19 protein-coding genes and 3 tRNA genes are annotated in these 16,022 nt (G+C 52.2%); 11 read left to right on the forward strand and 11 right to left on the reverse strand.

Going from position 1 to position 16,022, the window contains the following annotated elements:
- Positions 1-39: 39 nt before the first annotated feature.
- The 4 genes from dnaC to NA197_RS15220 form a co-directional block, all read right to left on the reverse strand.
- Positions 40-777: a DNA replication protein DnaC gene (gene dnaC / locus NA197_RS15205; RefSeq protein ID WP_000799924.1), complete on the reverse strand. Its 738-nt coding sequence runs from the start codon at positions 775-777 to the stop codon at positions 40-42.
- A gap of 2 nt (positions 778-779) precedes the next feature.
- Entirely contained in the window at positions 780-1,319 is a 540-nt protein-coding gene (gene dnaT, locus NA197_RS15210) for a primosomal protein DnaT (RefSeq protein WP_000098578.1), read from the reverse strand.
- 92 nt (positions 1,320-1,411) lie between these two features.
- Positions 1,412-1,885 carry a threonine/serine exporter gene (locus NA197_RS15215; protein WP_000511329.1) on the reverse strand — a complete coding sequence of 158 codons (474 nt, stop codon included), beginning with the start codon at positions 1,883-1,885 and terminating at the stop codon, positions 1,412-1,414.
- The gene (locus NA197_RS15220; protein ID WP_001674846.1) at positions 1,876-2,652 is read right to left on the reverse strand and encodes a threonine/serine ThrE exporter family protein; all 777 of its coding nucleotides are present in this window, start codon (positions 2,650-2,652) and stop codon (positions 1,876-1,878) included. The genes NA197_RS15215 and NA197_RS15220 overlap by 10 nt, the downstream gene beginning before the upstream one ends.
- Before the next feature lie 712 nt (positions 2,653-3,364).
- On the opposite strand from NA197_RS15220, the gene NA197_RS15225 reads away from it, so the two are divergent.
- Together NA197_RS15225 and bglJ are read left to right on the forward strand one after the other, a co-directional pair.
- Positions 3,365-4,090, forward strand: a complete 726-nt coding sequence (locus NA197_RS15225) for a response regulator transcription factor (protein ID WP_064043460.1) — start codon at positions 3,365-3,367, stop codon at positions 4,088-4,090.
- Positions 4,051-4,725, forward strand: a complete 675-nt coding sequence (gene bglJ, locus NA197_RS15230; protein WP_000431551.1) for a DNA-binding transcriptional activator BglJ — start codon at positions 4,051-4,053, stop codon at positions 4,723-4,725. Before NA197_RS15225 ends, bglJ begins: the two co-directional genes overlap by 40 nt.
- A gap of 50 nt (positions 4,726-4,775) precedes the next feature.
- Here bglJ and NA197_RS15235 read toward each other — a convergent pair whose 3' ends face one another.
- From NA197_RS15235 to NA197_RS15245, 3 genes are all read right to left on the reverse strand, one after another.
- Entirely contained in the window at positions 4,776-5,234 is a 459-nt protein-coding gene (locus NA197_RS15235; protein WP_000058274.1) for a YbaK/EbsC family protein, read from the reverse strand.
- A gap of 150 nt (positions 5,235-5,384) precedes the next feature.
- Positions 5,385-6,173 (reverse strand): siderophore-iron reductase FhuF, encoded by a 789-nt coding sequence (gene fhuF, locus NA197_RS15240; RefSeq protein ID WP_064043461.1) that lies wholly within the window; start codon positions 6,171-6,173, stop codon positions 5,385-5,387.
- A 120-nt stretch (positions 6,174-6,293) separates the two neighbouring features.
- Entirely contained in the window at positions 6,294-7,358 is a 1,065-nt protein-coding gene (locus NA197_RS15245; RefSeq protein ID WP_024156547.1) for a GGDEF domain-containing protein, read from the reverse strand.
- A 250-nt stretch (positions 7,359-7,608) separates the two neighbouring features.
- On the opposite strand from NA197_RS15245, the gene NA197_RS15250 reads away from it, so the two are divergent.
- Positions 7,609-7,845 (forward strand): DUF1435 domain-containing protein, encoded by a 237-nt coding sequence (locus NA197_RS15250; protein ID WP_000941877.1) that lies wholly within the window; start codon positions 7,609-7,611, stop codon positions 7,843-7,845.
- A 31-nt stretch (positions 7,846-7,876) separates the two neighbouring features.
- Here the strand turns inward: NA197_RS15250 and NA197_RS15255 are convergent.
- From NA197_RS15255 to rsmC, 4 genes are all read right to left on the reverse strand, one after another.
- Positions 7,877-7,963, reverse strand: a tRNA-Leu gene (locus NA197_RS15255).
- Positions 7,964-7,994: 31 nt separating this feature from the next.
- Positions 7,995-8,081: transfer RNA gene (locus tag NA197_RS15260), tRNA-Leu, on the reverse strand.
- 27 nt (positions 8,082-8,108) lie between these two features.
- Positions 8,109-8,195 (reverse strand) — tRNA-Leu (locus tag NA197_RS15265).
- A 190-nt stretch (positions 8,196-8,385) separates the two neighbouring features.
- Positions 8,386-9,414, reverse strand: coding sequence for a 16S rRNA (guanine(1207)-N(2))-methyltransferase RsmC (gene rsmC / locus NA197_RS15270; RefSeq protein WP_052932329.1), 1,029 nt, complete (start codon positions 9,412-9,414; stop codon positions 8,386-8,388).
- A 102-nt stretch (positions 9,415-9,516) separates the two neighbouring features.
- Here rsmC and NA197_RS15275 point away from each other — a divergent pair, with 102 nt between their 5' ends.
- The 8 genes from NA197_RS15275 (at position 9,517) to NA197_RS15310 (ending at position 16,001) form a co-directional block, all read left to right on the forward strand.
- Entirely contained in the window at positions 9,517-9,954 is a 438-nt protein-coding gene (locus NA197_RS15275) for a DNA polymerase III subunit psi (RefSeq protein ID WP_000203996.1), read from the forward strand.
- Entirely contained in the window at positions 9,899-10,345 is a 447-nt protein-coding gene (gene rimI, locus NA197_RS15280; RefSeq protein WP_001092434.1) for a ribosomal protein S18-alanine N-acetyltransferase, read from the forward strand. Before NA197_RS15275 ends, rimI begins: the two co-directional genes overlap by 56 nt.
- Before the next feature lie 21 nt (positions 10,346-10,366).
- Positions 10,367-11,044: a pyrimidine 5'-nucleotidase gene (gene yjjG / locus NA197_RS15285; RefSeq protein WP_000870686.1), complete on the forward strand. Its 678-nt coding sequence runs from the start codon at positions 10,367-10,369 to the stop codon at positions 11,042-11,044.
- A gap of 91 nt (positions 11,045-11,135) precedes the next feature.
- Positions 11,136-12,725 (forward strand): peptide chain release factor 3, encoded by a 1,590-nt coding sequence (gene prfC, locus NA197_RS15290; RefSeq protein WP_000175965.1) that lies wholly within the window; start codon positions 11,136-11,138, stop codon positions 12,723-12,725.
- 401 nt (positions 12,726-13,126) lie between these two features.
- Positions 13,127-13,744: a molecular chaperone OsmY gene (gene osmY, locus NA197_RS15295; RefSeq protein WP_000178963.1), complete on the forward strand. Its 618-nt coding sequence runs from the start codon at positions 13,127-13,129 to the stop codon at positions 13,742-13,744.
- Between the two features lie 128 nt (positions 13,745-13,872).
- Entirely contained in the window at positions 13,873-14,034 is a 162-nt protein-coding gene (locus NA197_RS15300; RefSeq protein ID WP_000490276.1) for a DUF1328 domain-containing protein, read from the forward strand.
- A 123-nt stretch (positions 14,035-14,157) separates the two neighbouring features.
- Entirely contained in the window at positions 14,158-15,231 is a 1,074-nt protein-coding gene (locus tag NA197_RS15305; protein ID WP_000531540.1) for a patatin-like phospholipase family protein, read from the forward strand.
- Entirely contained in the window at positions 15,228-16,001 is a 774-nt protein-coding gene (locus tag NA197_RS15310; protein ID WP_058653125.1) for a metal-dependent hydrolase, read from the forward strand. Before NA197_RS15305 ends, NA197_RS15310 begins: the two co-directional genes overlap by 4 nt.
- Positions 16,002-16,022 lie beyond the last annotated feature (21 nt).

The raw sequence follows: 16,022 nt of genomic DNA on the forward strand, positions 1-16,022 counted from the left end.
GCCAGCCAGGCGTCGTATCGCCCTGGCGCACGTTGCAATTTAATACTCTTTACCCGTCACCCGGCTGCGGTAACTGTCCCAGGTAAAATTAACCCATAAACTGTTGCCGAGACGCATACGGTCCATGACGCGTTCGCCAAGCATTTTCGTCATCTCTTCCATATTGCTGTTCGTCAACATGCCGGTGGGACGTTTTGACGAGGAACGACGATCGACAATTTGATTGATGATCACTTTTTCATAGCGGGATTCGGTCTGCACGCCGATCTCGTCGATCACCAACAGATCAACGTTACTCAGATCGTTAAGCAACTGCTCTTCGCTGGTTTCCCGATTGCTGAACGTGTCTTTCATCGCTGACATAATATCCGCTACGGTGATAATCAGTACCGACTTTCCGCGCAGCAGCAGCTCGTTACAAATAGCCGCGGCGAGATGGTTTTTACCGGTTCCCGGCTTGCCGGAAAAGACAAAGCTGGCGATATTGCCGTCAAACTCATCAACGTACTGTCGGGCTTTGCTTAACGCGTTCATTTGTCCGTCGCACTCAACCCGATAGTTATCAAACGAGCAGTTCTGATGCAGCGGTCGAATGCCGGAACGGTTAAAGGTGCGCTGCATTTTCATCGCCCGATTTTCCCGCGCCAGCGCTGCCGCCCGGATCTCGCCTTGCTCTTTCTGCCACGCCAGCAATTCTTCGCCCGTTTTAAACGCCGGCGTAATATGCGCAGGCATCATTTTTTGTAGACGCTGCATCAGGTCGCCAACATTTTTCATCGTTACCCCCTAAAACCTGGTGGAATATGATTGTCAGGTTCGCTGACGCTATTGATGTCGCGCTGCGGCATTCCGCCATTGCTGGAACGGCTGATTTGCACGCTGCGCGCCAGCTTTTGCTGCCACTGGATATGGTGAAAAACCTTACCTTCCGCCTGCCAGTAGGCGATAAACGCCGCCAGCTCTTCTGCGGTGACCGGCTCCCGAAGCGCCACGCCCCAAAGGGCAGCCTGACGCTGAAAATCCGCATCCGGTTGCCAGGCGGGATACATGGCGAATTTTCCGCAGGGAATCGCAACGGGTGCGGCTTCGGGTTCTTCGTAAAATTGCGCGTCTAACGCCACATCGCTTCCCGGACGTGATAACTTTTCTTCAAGCGCCAGCAGTTCAGCCATGCGTGCAGGCGTCACGGCATAAAAGGCAGGCGCATTATTAGCGAATACCGCCACTGCGCCGCCCGTTGACTTCGCCAGCACAGCATGATGATCGTGTAAAAGGACGTCAATACCGATGACGTCCGACGTTAAAATTCTGGAAGACATAATGTTTCTCAATATGGAACAACAACCGAGAAGGGCGACTGTTTTTATAGTACCACACAGACCTGTAAGAACAGCAGGAGGCGTTCCACCATTCACACGCGGGGGCGTTTGCGGTACAGCCATAATCCCGGTACAGAGAGGCCAATTGAGAGTGCGCCAACAATGGAAGAGGCTTTCAGAAAATTGGTCAGCAGCGTGATCATCATCGGTTCGCTATAGCCCAGATGGCTAATTTTTACTGCGGAAATCATCGCGGTATAGGCGGAAATCCCCGGAAACATCGGGATCACGGCCGCGACGGTAAACACTTTAGGGTGAGCGAGATACCAGCGTGACCACTGAATACCAATACTGCCGACCAGCAGCGAAGCCATAAACGTCGACCATTCGATATTAAAACCAGCGCTCATCATCAGCATACGCGAGCCATGACCCAGCGCCCCCAGTAGCGCGCACCACGGAAGCGCCCGGTGGGGAACGTTAAAGACCATCGCAAACCCGACGGCGGGGATCGCAGACAAGATCATGTCCTGCATTAGCGCCAGTAAAAAGTCGATTATACCCATCCTCGTAGCCCCCATACTGTCATTGACATCACTACGCCCACACAGGTGGCCAGTGTCAACAGGCTGGCGATAGCCCAGCGCGCCAGCCCGGTATTAATATGTCCTTTAAACATATCTGCGACGGAATTAATCAGCGGAAAGCCCGGCACCAGTAGCAGTACGCTCGCCGCCATGGCGATAGTGGGCGTCTGGCTAAAGGCGGGAAGGGTGAGCATCAGCCCGGAAATCGTGGTAGCGACAAAGGCGGTAATGCAAAAATTGATCTGCGGATGTAAATGCCGCTGCGCCAGCATCTGGCGGATATACATGGCTATCATGCTGGCGAAAAAGGTGATAACCGCGCCATCCCAGCCGCCATTATTCAGCTTACAAAAGCAGGAGCAGGAGAGACCGACCATAAACGCCACCAGCCAGCGTGGATAACGCAGCGGGCGGAGCTGGCTAAAGCGTTTTTCCACGCCTTTGTAATCCAGCAGACGATGTTCCGCGAGGATAACGATATGCTGAACCTCCGTGACGACGTGCATATTAATGCCGCGATCCTGGTTTTTACGTGTCGATGTCAGACATTGTCCGTCTTTAATGGTCGTCAGGACAATGGCGTTAGAGGAGATCGCGCTTTCGACGCTATCCATACCGAGCGCCAAACCGAGTCGGGTGGAAAGCTCATCAACCAGTGCGCTTTCCGCCCCGTGCTGCAATAAAAACAGCCCGCATTGAATACATAACCGTGTTACTGCTCGTTGAATTGATTGCTCTTCTTGCATGACTCGTCCTGTCCGAAAAGACATTCTATGCGCCGCCACTATGACAGAGGCTTCCTTTTTAACACGAAGCGCAGGCATGATGGCGTTGGTTAAGATCAATTTCTTGTTGATAAAAACGTCAGCCGCCAGACGCAACGCATAAGCTTCTTGAGACGTGCGCTTCGTCACAGGCAGGATATCCTTATGGGCGACGGTTCTCGTATGTCCGTTTCCAGAATAGAGGCATTATGCCAGCCTGGCCGCTCATTTTTGAATCAATGATGTGGTGAATTTTATCAACGATATGCATTAATGGTTTAACAACAATGGCGTGAGCAGCGGGCGTAAAATTAGGCATGACTTAGTGTAATTCGCAGATATTACATGGGTTTTATGGATGGTGGACAGTATTGTTGGGCTTTTGTTTTAGGACTTAGCAATATGAATAAAGAGCGAACTCATATTTTAAATTTATTAATATGATGCGTTTTCGTTAGAATTGCTAATGTGCAAATTTAGTTAATTTAATTGTCTTGCTTCTGGTTTTATGAGTAACTATGCGATAGTGATTTCATGTTTTTGTGCTATGTGGATTGTAGCGCAATCAATGTTAGATATTTAAAAATAAAACAAGGATAATTAATCCACTCGGCCTATATTTCTTTGCGATCATTGTTAATAGTGTTTTTATTAATGGAGCAATGAAAGGGGGCGGCGTGGGTGCGGAGGAATTATGCTGCCAGGATGCTGCAAAAATGGACTTATTATCAGTAAAACCCCCCTTATACAGGAAGGCCTTAAAGGGGCTATAACAGGTAATTTCCCCGATTATAAACTGGCGTATTGCCGTACGATAGAAGAGCTAACGCTGCTACAGCTACGCCGAAGTAATTTAGTTATTGCTGATTTAGCAGTTAACAATGCCTCTCCCCGTGCTGTCTGCGAATATTTTTATAGCTTAATCTCGCAATATCGCGACATACATTGGGTATTTCTGGTTTCTAAATCCTGCTATCCACATGCGGTTGATCTCCTGATGGGCCCCGTCAGCACCTTGCTTTCAGACGAAGAGCCAATCGAGAATCTTATTAGCGTTATCCATGCGGGAAACGCTCGCTCAGAAAGAATAAGCAAAACGTTATTATCGCCTCAGGTACCGTCTGAAATTCAGCAGTCCCACGACAGGCCGATTGTCCTTACGCTGTCTGAACGAAAAGTATTACGCCTTTTAGGAAAAGGGTGGGGCATTAACCAAATTGCGGCGTTACTTAAAAAAAGTAATAAAACAATTAGCGCCCAAAAAAATAGCGCCATGCGACGCTTATCAATACACAGTAATGCAGAGATGTATGCATGGATAAACAGTTCTCAGGGAGCCAGAGAATTGAACCTACCTTCGGTATATGGAGAAACCATGGAATGGAAAACAGAATCAGCAAGAGAAATGTTGCGCTCGTAGAAAAATGCGTGATGAGCACCATTGGTATTAAAGGGCTATTTGATGCAATGCCGGATTGCCGACATACGCTTCATATTTTTTCAAAACCATCCGCGTTTTATAAGTCTGCGCTAAAGACGCCGTTTTCTGCCGTTATTTTTTCTCTTTCTGCGTTAAGAACTGAACGCCGGACAGGATTATCCAGCCTGACGGAACTGGCGATAAATTATCCCCATATGCGGCGTCTGGTGATTGCCGATGATGATGCTGAAGCTCGCTTAATCAGCGCGCTATCCCCGCTGCCGCTGGATGGGGTCATCAGCAAAGCGTCGCCGTTGGATGTTTTACAGGATGCCTTATTTACATCGCTTAATAGCGCCCGGCGGACAACGGAGCGTACAGACAATCTTTGGGAACTTCACCAGAATTGTATGCTTAGTCCAACCGAGCGGGAGATTCTGCGTTTTATGTCGAACGGCTACTCAATGCCGCAAATTGCCGTCCAGTTAGAACGTAACATTAAGACTATCCGGGCGCATAAGTTTAATGTGATGTCCAAGCTGGGCGTGAGTTCTGATGCCGGGTTACTCGATGCGGCGGATATTCTGTTATATCTGCGCGCCGGCGATGCTACCGCGCTCCAGCATCGGGTATAGCCCGCGCCGGATGCGCCGTGCTTGTTCGGGGAATCCGGGTGTCAGGCACGTTATTGGCACACGTCTACCCAGGTCGCCGATGTCAGTTCAGCCATTCTTTCCGGCGTGATACGTACCGCGCTGTGCGTGGCGCCTGCGGCAGGCAATACTTCGTCATACCCCTTCAGAGAGATGTCGCAATAAACGGGCAGCGGGTGCTCCAGCCCAAAGGGACATACGCCGCCGACAGGATGTCCGGTTGCATTGACCACTTCATCGCTGCTCAACATACGGGCTTTTGCGCCGAAAGTGGTTTTAAGCTTCTTATTATCCAGGCGGGCATCGCCTTTCGCGACCACCAGGATAATGGTGTCTTTTACTTTAAGCGAGAGCGTTTTAGCTATCTGCCCTGGCTCTACGTTGTGCGCTTTGGCTGCCAGTTCGACAGTCGCTGTACTTTGATTTAATTCGATAATTTCAATATCGGGAGCATGATCGGCCAGAAATTGCCGTACAGATTGCAGACTCATTCTTCTCTCCTGAGACCTTACCAATAGCCACGGTAGACCCAAAAATGGCAAAACGTAATTTGGCATACGGAGAGCGCCGCTGTAAATATAATAATGTGACAGGCCAGCAGCAGTAAGCCGTGACGATAACTGAAGGCAACGTAAAGCGGTTTACTTTAGCGTGCAGTCGCCGCACTGCTGTACGTCAGGTAAGCGGTAACGTTGGCAGCAGGTTCTGCGTACCAGAAGACCGTCGCGCATTACGACGGTCCGCCACAGCGGGTTATCCTGACCGTCGGATAGCTGCTTTTCAAAAAAACAGCGCTGGCGTAGCGTTGCCAGCAGGGCTTCGCCAAGCAGCGGTTTCATCTCAGTCAGATACCAGTTGATTAAATAACCGGTATTGCTCCAGATAAGTTTCGCGTTGATGTCGCCAGTCGCCTCCAGCGCCTGAATGACCGGCTGTAGTGCGGAGACTATTAGCGTTTCCATTCGTTCTTCCGGGGAACGCTCCGTTGCCAGGTTATCCTGATGCACGTCAAGCCAGAAACACGCGGCGCGCCCGGTTTCATGAAATTCAACGTGAATATGTTCTGCCGAGACATCGATAGCGCGCGCTTGCGTCAGTAATGCCAGCATCAGCGGCGGTGCCATCAGCCCGATATACCATTGCGCCCACAGGGAGAGTAACGGCTTATTTTCACGTGCCAGGCCTGGCGTGTGCCGATAGATGTGATCGGAATAGGCGGCCAGCAATGAACGAAACGTCGCGGGGCGCGTCCACTGGGCAAGAGTCATCGCCGTTGGCGGCGGCGCTTCATCCAGCCGGATGAAGTCCAACAGGTGCTTACGGGTAGAGGCGATCGTCTCGCGTACTGCGTCCGCCAGCGAGGCGTCTTCCGGCTGGGGAGCGGCTCGCCAGATAATATCGTCAGCAATCGGTGCGGAACGGTAGGCCATAGCGCAGTTTAATGATGTTAATCTAAATGATAATGATTGCTAATCCTATCGATAGCGATAAACGATGGCAAGCGGTTTATGGTTAACGCTGTTGGCGTAGCACGATTACGTCAGCAGGATTCATAGGGCGCGCATGTCGTCGCTGACCAGAATGTGGTTACGTCCAAGATGCTTGGCTTCGTAGAGCGCTTTATCCGCTTTTTCGATAGCGTCTCCGATATTGCGATCCGTCAGGGGCGCAATGCCGATACTGACAGTGACATTGGTGGCGACGCTTTCGTTAAACATATGCGGGATTTTAAGATCGTATACTTCCTGTCGGATACGTTCTGCGGTAGCGCGGGCTTGCTGTGGTTCGGCGGTGGTCAGCAACACCAGAAATTCTTCCCCGCCAAAACGGCAGACGACATCGCGCGATCGCACGGCGTCCCGAATTGCCGCTGAGACGCGGATTAACGCCTGATCGCCCATCATATGACCGTAGTGATCGTTGTACGCTTTGAAATGATCGATATCCAATAGCAGGACGTAGTGTTCATGGCTGCCCGGCGCCTGTAACGTATCCAGCCGATTTTGCAGGCCACGGCGGTTATATAAGCCGGTTAATGGATCAAGCATACTCAGGCCATTGAGAGTTTCCCGCTCGGCCAGCAGCTTAAACATGAGCTGTTGGGCAAAATTATCGTAGCGTTTCTGGATAACATGTTGAATAGCGATTCCCACCATTGGCAGGGCCAGCAAATAGAGAATTCGCAAACCTTGTTCATTACCGTTCAGCCACAGGCAGACTACGACTGGCGGTAGCGAATAGAGCGTAAACGCGACGATATTCGCGGCAAAGGCTATCGAGCCGATAAACAGAACGCTAAGCAGGGAGATCAGTAAAAAAGAGAAATCATAATGGCCTAACGCCGGATACTTTAGCGCAATATGCGCCGCCCATATTCCCCCAAAGAGTAGGGAGATAAAGGGGAGATTAATTCTTTTTTGTCCATATTTCCCATGCCATATCAACAGTAATACGCTCAGGACCACTATCCCGATCATTGGCGTGCAAAATACATTGATCTGATAAAGGGGGAAAACGAGAGTAAATAGCGCCGACACGGCGTTGAGAAACAAGAAAAGACGTAAAGAAAACTGATACTTCTTAATACGAAGCGACCGCCAGGATGGTGTTGTCATGGGTAATTGTCGTTATTTATCGGTGATATACACGGAATCGGGCGCCAACATGAAAATAACGTATGAGAAAAGGTCGCCTAAAGCGAGGTGTTGTTGTTTTTACGTTAACAGTCGGACAATTTATCACCTTACTGAATACGTGTCATCAACCGTTAAGTAAAACTCATCTCTTTAGCTTTCTCCCTGGCTGACAAATGAGAAAATATATCATATGATATTGGTTATCATTATCAATTCCAGAGGTGAAACCATGTTGCAGCGGACGTTAGGCAGCGGATGGGGCGTGTTATTGCCTGGAGTGATTATCGTTGGACTGGCGTTTATCGGCCTGTCAGCTGATGCGCTGAAGCTGTTGATTGTATCAGGATTGCTACTGTCTGCGCTGATGTTGTATCACAAACAATTACGGCATTTTGTACTGCTGCCATCGTGTATGGCGCTTATTGGCGGCATGATGTTGGCAATGATGAACTGGAATCAGGGATGAAAATGAAGAGACAAAGGAAGGATAAGATAATTGGTGCGAGGGGGGGGACTTGAACCCCCACGTCCGTAAGGACACTAACACCTGAAGCTAGCGCGTCTACCAATTCCGCCACCTTCGCACAGTTATCTTACTTTTTGATATCGCCTCGTTGGTGCGAGGGGGGGGACTTGAACCCCCACGTCCGTAAGAACACTAACACCTGAAGCTAGCGCGTCTACCAATTCCGCCACCTTCGCCCAGTGCGAGCAATATCAACGTGGTTTTGGTGCGAGGGGGGGGACTTGAACCCCCACGTCCGTAAGGACACTAACACCTGAAGCTAGCGCGTCTACCAATTCCGCCACCTTCGCATACCATCGATTCTTGAAAAGAATCACTACCACGGAGGCGCATTCTAGTGGTTTTCAGCTATTCGTCAATAGTTAATTGCATGGGATAGCTTGATTGCTGCAAAAATGGGCGCGAGCCGTAGGTTGGATAAGACGCTTTGCGTCGCCATCCGGCACATGCAACCAGATGGCGCTGCGCTTATCAGGCCAACTATTTCTTCGCCTGACGGGTCATCACGGTACGATAAACCTTAAAGCGCCCGGTTTGCGCGATGACTTCATGGAAGCCAAAAGTCTCATCCAGAATCTTAGGATAGGGCAGAAAGGCGTTCGCCACGATGCGTAACTCTCCGCCGCTGTTCAGATGGCGCACTGCGCCGCGAATGAGCGTTTGCGCCGCATCAAGGCTGGTTTGCATTCCGTCGTGGAACGGCGGGTTGGAGATGATCATGTCAAAACGTCCTTTGACTTCCGAAAAGACGTTGCTGGCGAATACCTCGCCTTCAAGACCATTAGCGGCAAGCGTGGCGCGGCTGGCTTCCACCGCCGGAGCGCTGACGTCACACAGCGTCAGGCGCACTTTCGGCGAATGGCTGGCCAGCGCGGCGGAAAGCACGCCAGCGCCGCAGCCGACATCCAGCACTTTACCTTTGGTGTGCGGCGTCAGCGTAGACAGCAGCAGTTGGCTACCAACATCCAGTCCGTCGCGGCTGAATACGCCCGGCAACGTTTTGATGGTCAGCCCGTCGATATTGTACTCGGCCCACCAGGATTCAAGACTAAACTGCGGCTGCTTTTCCAGACGACCATGGTAAAGGCCGCAACGTCGCGCGCTATCTACTTTGTTCAGCGGCGCATAGTCCGCCAGCATCGGTTCGGCGCTACGCACGCCGCTGCGGTTTTCCCCCACGACGAAAACATCGCTGCCCGACGGCATCAGCGACAAAATATTCATCAACTGGAACTGCGCTTCGGGTTTATTTTTCGGCCAGTAGTAGATCAGCGTATCGCAGTCGGCGACATCGCTGGCTTGCGCGACCAGGCTAAAACGGACGTTATCGCCCATCTGGCGGCTTAATACCTGCCAGTGGTGAAACTGTTGCGTATGCGCGCGGCTGGCGGCGCATTCAAAGCGCGCGGGCAGGTCATCCTGCAAATCTCCGGCAAAAAGAATACGGCTTTGTTCGAAATCATCACTGTGGCGCAGCAAGACTTCACTTGCCGGGGTAAAAGCAGACATGGAATGCTCCTTAATTCAGACTGGCGGCGATTATAGTAGTTTGATGGCGCAGATTCGACAGATTTGCTATATTTGCGCCCCTGATTACAGGAGCGTTTCGCTATGACATCCCGACGAGACTGGCAGTTACAGCAACTGGGTATTACGCAGTGGGCGCTGCGACGTCCTGGCGCGCTACAGGGCGAGATTGCGATTTCCCTTCCCGCGCACGTTCGTCTGATCGTGGTTGCAGAGGAATTACCCGCGCTGAATGAGCCGCTAATGCGCGATATTTTACGCGCGTTGACCGTGAGTCCCGATCAGGTTTTACCGCTGGCGCCTGAGCGCGTCGCCATGCTGCCGCAGGGCAGCCGTTGTAATAGCTGGCGGTTAGGAACTGACGCGCCGCTCCAACTCGAAGGCGCTCAGGTCACGACGCCGGCGTTTAATGAACTCCGGGCAAACCCGGCGGCACGCGCCGCACTATGGCAACAAATCTGCGAACATGAACACGATTTCTATCCTCAGCACGACCGATCTCCCCGCAGCCTGGCAGATTGAGCAACGCGCTCATGCGTTTCCGTGGAGCGAAAAAACGTTTTTCGGCAACCAGGGCGAACGGTATCTCAACCTTAAGCTGACTGCTGCTGACAGAATGGCCGCGTTTGCCATTACACAGGTGGTGCTGGACGAAGCGACGCTGTTCAATATCGCCGTCGATCCGGATTTTCAGCGTCGGGGGTTGGGGCGTATGCTGCTTGAGCATCTGATTGATGAACTGGAAAAACGTGGGGTTGTAACGCTATGGCTGGAGGTACGCGCCTCTAACGCTGCCGCCATCGCGCTGTATGAAAGTCTGGGGTTTAACGAGGCGACGATTCGCCGCAATTACTATCCCACGGCACAAGGGCATGAGGACGCCATCATCATGGCGTTACCGATAAGCATGTAATAAAAGAGGCAAGGTGTAATGATGAAGTGGGACTGGATTTTCTTTGATGCCGATGAAACGCTGTTTACGTTTGATTCTTTCACCGGCTTACAGCGGATGTTCCTTGACTATAGCGTCACCTTTACCGCTGAGGATTTCCAGGATTACCAGGCCGTGAATAAGCCGCTATGGGTGGATTATCAGAACGGCGCGATTACCTCATTACAATTGCAGCACGCGCGCTTTCAAAGTTGGGCTGAACGGCTAAACGTTGCGCCGGGGCTGCTAAATGACGCTTTTATTAGTGCGATGGCGGAGATCTGTTCTCCTTTGCCGGGCGCCGTTTCGCTACTTAATGCGATTCGCGGGCAGGCTAAAATCGGTATTATTACTAATGGTTTTACCGCGCTACAACAAACTCGTCTGGAGCGCACCGGGCTGCGCGAGTATTTCGATCTGCTGGTGATTTCCGAGCAGGTTGGCGTCGCGAAGCCCGATCCGAAAATCTTTAACTACGCCCTGGAGCAGGCGGGGAATCCTGACCGCTCGCGCGTATTAATGGTTGGCGATACCGCGGAGTCCGATATTCTTGGCGGCATTAACGCCGGACTGTCGACCTGCTGGCTTAACGCGCATCATCGCGAGCAGCCCGCGGGTATCCATCCAACCTGGACTGTGGCGTCATTAAGCGAACTGGAGCAGCTCCTGTGTAAACACTGATTGCCTCCCCCAGGTTGATGGGTAAAATAGCCGCATTTTTCGTATTCAACATGCGTGGTCAAACGCCGCGCTTACTCAAGAAGATTTGACTATGACGTTGTCTCCTTATTTGCAAGAGGTGGCCAAACGCCGCACTTTTGCCATCATTTCTCACCCGGACGCCGGTAAAACCACCATTACCGAAAAAGTGTTGCTGTTCGGACAGGCGATTCAGACCGCCGGTACGGTAAAAGGCCGTGGCTCCAGCCAACATGCAAAATCTGACTGGATGGAGATGGAAAAACAGCGTGGTATCTCTATCACCACCTCGGTGATGCAGTTCCCGTATCATGACTGTCTGGTGAACCTGCTGGACACCCCGGGGCACGAAGACTTCTCCGAAGATACCTACCGTACCCTGACGGCGGTGGACTGTTGTCTGATGGTGATCGACGCCGCAAAAGGCGTTGAAGACAGGACCCGTAAGCTGATGGAAGTTACCCGTCTGCGCGATACGCCGATCCTGACCTTTATGAACAAACTCGACCGTGACATCCGCGACCCGATGGAGCTGCTGGATGAAGTCGAGAACGAGCTGAAAATCGGCTGCGCGCCGATCACCTGGCCGATTGGCTGCGGCAAGCTGTTTAAGGGCGTTTATCACCTTTATAAAGATGAAACTTATCTGTATCAGACCGGTAAGGGCCACACCATTCAGGAAGTGCGCATCGTTAAAGGGCTGAATAACCCGGATCTGGACGCTGCCGTCGGTGAAGATCTGGCGCAGCAGCTGCGCGACGAGCTGGAACTGGTGCAGGGCGCGTCTAACGAGTTTGATGAAGAGCTGTTCCTGGCAGGGGAAATTACCCCGGTATTTTTCGGTACCGCGCTGGGTAACTTTGGCGTTGACCATATGCTGGATGGTTTAGTGGCGTGGGCGCCCGCGCCGATGCCGCGTCAAACCGATACCCGCACAGTGGAAGCCTCGGAAGAGAAGTTCACCGGTTTTGTCTTTAAAATTCAGGCGAATATGGATCCGAAACACCGCGACCGCGTGGCGTTTATGCGCGTGGTTTCCGGTAAGTATGAGAAGGGCATGAAGTTACGCCAGGTCCGTACCGGCAAAGATGTGGTGATTTCCGACGCGTTAACTTTTATGGCGGGCGACCGTTCGCACGTTGAAGAAGCGTACCCGGGCGATATTTTGGGTCTGCATAACCACGGCACCATTCAGATCGGCGATACCTTCACTCAGGGCGAGATGATGAAGTTTACCGGTATCCCGAACTTTGCGCCGGAACTGTTCCGTCGTATTCGCCTGAAAGATCCGCTCAAGCAGAAGCAGCTACTGAAAGGGCTGGTGCAGCTTTCTGAAGAGGGGGCGGTGCAGGTATTCCGTCCCATCTCCAACAACGATCTGATTGTCGGCGCCGTGGGCGTTTTGCAGTTTGACGTTGTTGTCGCGCGCCTGAAAAGCGAATACAACGTTGAGGCGATTTATGAATCCGTCAACGTGGCGACGGCGCGCTGGGTGGAAAGCGCCGATGCGAAGAAATTCGAAGAGTTCAAGCGTAAGAATGAAACGCAACTGGCGCTGGATGGCGGCGACAACCTCACCTACATCGCCCCAACAATGGTTAACCTGAACCTGACCCAGGAACGTTACCCTGACGTTCAGTTCCGTAAAACGCGCGAACACTGATCCCTTTCCGGGCGCGGCATCCGCCGCGCCTTCGTACTTTCCCTGCCTTTTTAACCGCTTACGGAATGTTCTTAAATCCCGCGTTTTTTCTCCGATCTGCCTGTTTTTTATACGCACCGACAAGCGATTTTAAAATTGTGATCTATATTTAACAAAGTGATGACATAAATGTCGGCTTTAATGCCTGTTCAATGCGTGAATATGAGAGCTTAAAGCTGAGATTTGTTTCAGTCACGATATTAATAACTGAAACGGAAGGGTGGCAGGCGACGCGTCGTTACAAATTCACGAATGTGATGCCAGTCATTGACTTCAGAAACCGGTGAATTTCACCGCATTCAGCAATGCAACCTCGTGTTGCCTGAGCTCAAATTACGAGCAAACTATACAGGACAAAATCGATGACTATGACAAGACTGAAGATTTCTAAAACTCTGCTGGCCGTAATGTTGACCTCTGCTGTTGCGACAGGTTCTGCCTTTGCAGAAAACGCAACAACGGACAAGGCGCAAAGCGGAACCGAAACCGCAGGGCAAAAAGTCGATAGCTCTATGAATAAAGTCGGTAACTTCATGGATGACAGCGCCATCACTGCGAAAGTAAAAGCTGCGCTGGTAGACCATGACAATATTAAAAGCACCGATATTTCTGTCGAAACCAATCAGAAAGTTGTCACCCTGAGCGGCTTTGTAGAAAGCCAGGCGCAGGCTGAAGCCGCCGTGAAAGTGGCGAAAGGCGTAGAAGGCGTGACCTCCGTTAGCGACAAACTACACGTTCGCGACAATAAAGAAGGTTCCGTGAAAGGTTATGCCGGTGATACGGCCACGACCAGTGAAGTCAAAGCCAAGTTGCTGGCGGACGATCTCGTCCCTTCCCGTAAAGTAAAAGTGGAAACGACCGATGGCGTCGTACAGCTCTCCGGTACTGTTGAAACTCAGGAACAAAGCGACCGCGCTGAAAGCATCGCGAAAGCCGTTGATGGCGTAAAAAGTGTTAAAAACGATCTGAAAGTTCAGTAATTCGTCGTAATTCGTCCTCCCGACGTTTGTCGGGAGGCGTAATGTGCACCACACTAAAAATATCGCGAATGAGTAGCCTGAGCGCTCATATTTAGCGGTCGACATTAACTATGGTAAAGGAGAGGCTTATGTTTCGTTGGGGCATTATATTTCTGGTTATCGCGTTAATTGCCGCCGCATTGGGTTTTGGTGGACTGGCTGGTACGGCTGCCGGCGCGGCGAAAATCGTCTTCGTCGTCGGGATCGTGCTCTTCCTGGTCAGCCTGTTCATGGGCCGTAAACGACCCTAGCAGGCATCTGTAAAGATATATTGCTATCAAGCCAGTCCAGCGGACTGGCTTTTACGGTTTTAGCCGTTAACGTTTTGCGTTACCTTGTCAGCCTGGAAAAAAATGAAAAACAGGAAGGCAGAGGTGGGCCAGCGAATACCGGTTACGCTCGGCAATATTGCGCCGTTATCATTAACACCGTTCCGGCCAGGCCGTATGGCGCTGGTCTGTGAGGGCGGGGGGCAGCGGGGTATCTTTACCGCAGGCGTGCTGGATGAGTTTATGCGTGCGCAGTTTAATCCTTTCCATCTCTACTTCGGCACATCAGCCGGTGCGCAAAATCTCTCGGCGTATCTCTGCAACCAGCCCGGCTACGGGCGCAAAGTCATTATGCGCTATACCACCAGGCGCGAATTTTTTGATCCGCTGCGATTTGTACGCGGAGGAAACCTTATCGACCTCGACTGGCTGGTGGAATCCACCGCCGCCCGGATGCCGCTGCAGATGGATACCGCAGCGCGCCTGTTCGACAGCGGAAAATCCTTTTATATGTGCGCTTGCCGGGGGGATGATTACACGCCGGGCTATTTCTCGCCGACAAAACAAAACTGGCTTGATATCATTCGCGCCTCCAGCGCCATACCGGGTTTCTACCGTACCGGCGTTACGTTAGAGGGCATCAACTATCTGGACGGTGGCATTAGCGACGCCATTCCGGTTCAGGAGGCGGCAAAGCGGGGGGCGAAAACCATTGTGGTGATCCGCACCGTACCCTCGCAAATGTATTACACGCCGCAGTGGTTTAAGCGTATGGAGCGCTGGCTGGGGGAGAGCAGTCTACAGCCGTTGGTCAACCTGGTGCAGCATCATGAAACGTCCTACAGCGCGATCCAACAATTTATTGAAAAGCCGCCGGGTAAGCTGCGGATCATTGAAATTTATCCACCGAAACCGCTGCACAGCATGGCGCTGGGCAGCCGTATCCCGGCGCTGCGTGAGGATTACAAAACCGGGCAATTATGCGGGCGTTATTTCCTTGCCACCGTTGGTAAATTGCTCGCCGCAACGCCGCCTCTCTTGCGCCATACGTCGCGGATTGCCGTGCCGGAAACGGTGGTCGTGCCTCCGGCGCCGGTGGCCAATGATACGCATGTGGCGGAGGTCATTAGCGCGCCGCAGGCAAACGACACCACCTTTACCGACGAGGATCTGGCGTGAGCTGGCGCTTTATTGATACGCATTGCCATTTTGATTTCCCGCCCTTTACGGGCGATGAGCGCGCCAGTATTCAGCGTGCCTGTGAGGCGGGCGTTGAAAAAATCATCGTGCCGGCGACCGAGGCGGCTCACTTTCCCCGCGTGCTGGCGCTGGCGGCGCGTTTCCCGTCGCTTTATGCTGCGCTGGGATTGCACCCCATTGTGATTGAGCGTCATGCCGATGACGATCCTGATAAGCTGCAACAGGCGCTGGCGCAGCAACAGAACGTCGTGGCGGTAGGCGAGATCGGGCTCGATCTTTATCGCGACGACCCGCAGTTCGCCAGGCAAGAGCGATTTTTAGACGCGCAACTGCAACTGGCAAAACGCTACGATCTGCCGGTGATCCTGCACTCGCGGCGCACGCATGACAAACTGGCGATGCGCTTAAAGCGCCAGAGTTTGCCGCGAACCGGCGTGGTGCATGGTTTTGCCGGCAGTCTGCAACAGGCCGAACGTTTTGTGCAACTGGGCTATAAAATCGGCGTCGGTGGCACCATCACCTACCCGCGCGCCAGTAAAACCCGTGATGTTATGGCGCGGTTGCCGCTGGACGCGCTGTTGCTGGAGACCGATGCGCCGGATATGCCGCTAAAAGGATTTCAGGGGCAGCCGAATCGCCCGGAGCAGGCGGCGCGCGTATTTGATGCGCTCTGCGAATTACGTCCGGAGCCCGCAGAGGTGATAGCCGATACGCTGTATCGCAATACCATTACCTTGTTTCGGCTCTGATGGCATCGCAGCCGCCATCTG

It is taken from the genome of Salmonella sp. NW884, from assembly GCF_051700745.1.
GTDB lineage: Bacteria > Pseudomonadota > Gammaproteobacteria > Enterobacterales > Enterobacteriaceae > Salmonella > Salmonella enterica.

What these genes read in the sequence shown, in the direction of transcription:
- dnaC (WP_000799924.1), bottom strand. Translation starts at nt 777, where the DNA reads ATGAAAAATGTTGGCGACCTGATGCAGCGTCTACAAAAAATGATGCCT.
- dnaT (WP_000098578.1), bottom strand. Translation starts at nt 1,319, where the DNA reads ATGTCTTCCAGAATTTTAACGTCGGACGTCATCGGTATTGACGTCCTT.
- NA197_RS15215 (WP_000511329.1), bottom strand. Translation starts at nt 1,885, where the DNA reads ATGGGTATAATCGACTTTTTACTGGCGCTAATGCAGGACATGATCTTG.
- NA197_RS15220 (WP_001674846.1), bottom strand. Translation starts at nt 2,652, where the DNA reads ATGCAAGAAGAGCAATCAATTCAACGAGCAGTAACACGGTTATGTATT.
- NA197_RS15225 (WP_064043460.1), top strand. Translation starts at nt 3,365, where the DNA reads ATGCTGCCAGGATGCTGCAAAAATGGACTTATTATCAGTAAAACCCCC.
- bglJ (WP_000431551.1), top strand. Translation starts at nt 4,051, where the DNA reads ATGGAAAACAGAATCAGCAAGAGAAATGTTGCGCTCGTAGAAAAATGC.
- NA197_RS15235 (WP_000058274.1), bottom strand. Translation starts at nt 5,234, where the DNA reads ATGAGTCTGCAATCTGTACGGCAATTTCTGGCCGATCATGCTCCCGAT.
- fhuF (WP_064043461.1), bottom strand. Translation starts at nt 6,173, where the DNA reads ATGGCCTACCGTTCCGCACCGATTGCTGACGATATTATCTGGCGAGCC.
- NA197_RS15245 (WP_024156547.1), bottom strand. Translation starts at nt 7,358, where the DNA reads ATGACAACACCATCCTGGCGGTCGCTTCGTATTAAGAAGTATCAGTTT.
- NA197_RS15250 (WP_000941877.1), top strand. Translation starts at nt 7,609, where the DNA reads ATGTTGCAGCGGACGTTAGGCAGCGGATGGGGCGTGTTATTGCCTGGA.
- rsmC (WP_052932329.1), bottom strand. Translation starts at nt 9,414, where the DNA reads ATGTCTGCTTTTACCCCGGCAAGTGAAGTCTTGCTGCGCCACAGTGAT.
- NA197_RS15275 (WP_000203996.1), top strand. Translation starts at nt 9,517, where the DNA reads ATGACATCCCGACGAGACTGGCAGTTACAGCAACTGGGTATTACGCAG.
- rimI (WP_001092434.1), top strand. Translation starts at nt 9,899, where the DNA reads ATGAACACGATTTCTATCCTCAGCACGACCGATCTCCCCGCAGCCTGG.
- yjjG (WP_000870686.1), top strand. Translation starts at nt 10,367, where the DNA reads ATGAAGTGGGACTGGATTTTCTTTGATGCCGATGAAACGCTGTTTACG.
- prfC (WP_000175965.1), top strand. Translation starts at nt 11,136, where the DNA reads ATGACGTTGTCTCCTTATTTGCAAGAGGTGGCCAAACGCCGCACTTTT.
- osmY (WP_000178963.1), top strand. Translation starts at nt 13,127, where the DNA reads ATGACTATGACAAGACTGAAGATTTCTAAAACTCTGCTGGCCGTAATG.
- NA197_RS15300 (WP_000490276.1), top strand. Translation starts at nt 13,873, where the DNA reads ATGTTTCGTTGGGGCATTATATTTCTGGTTATCGCGTTAATTGCCGCC.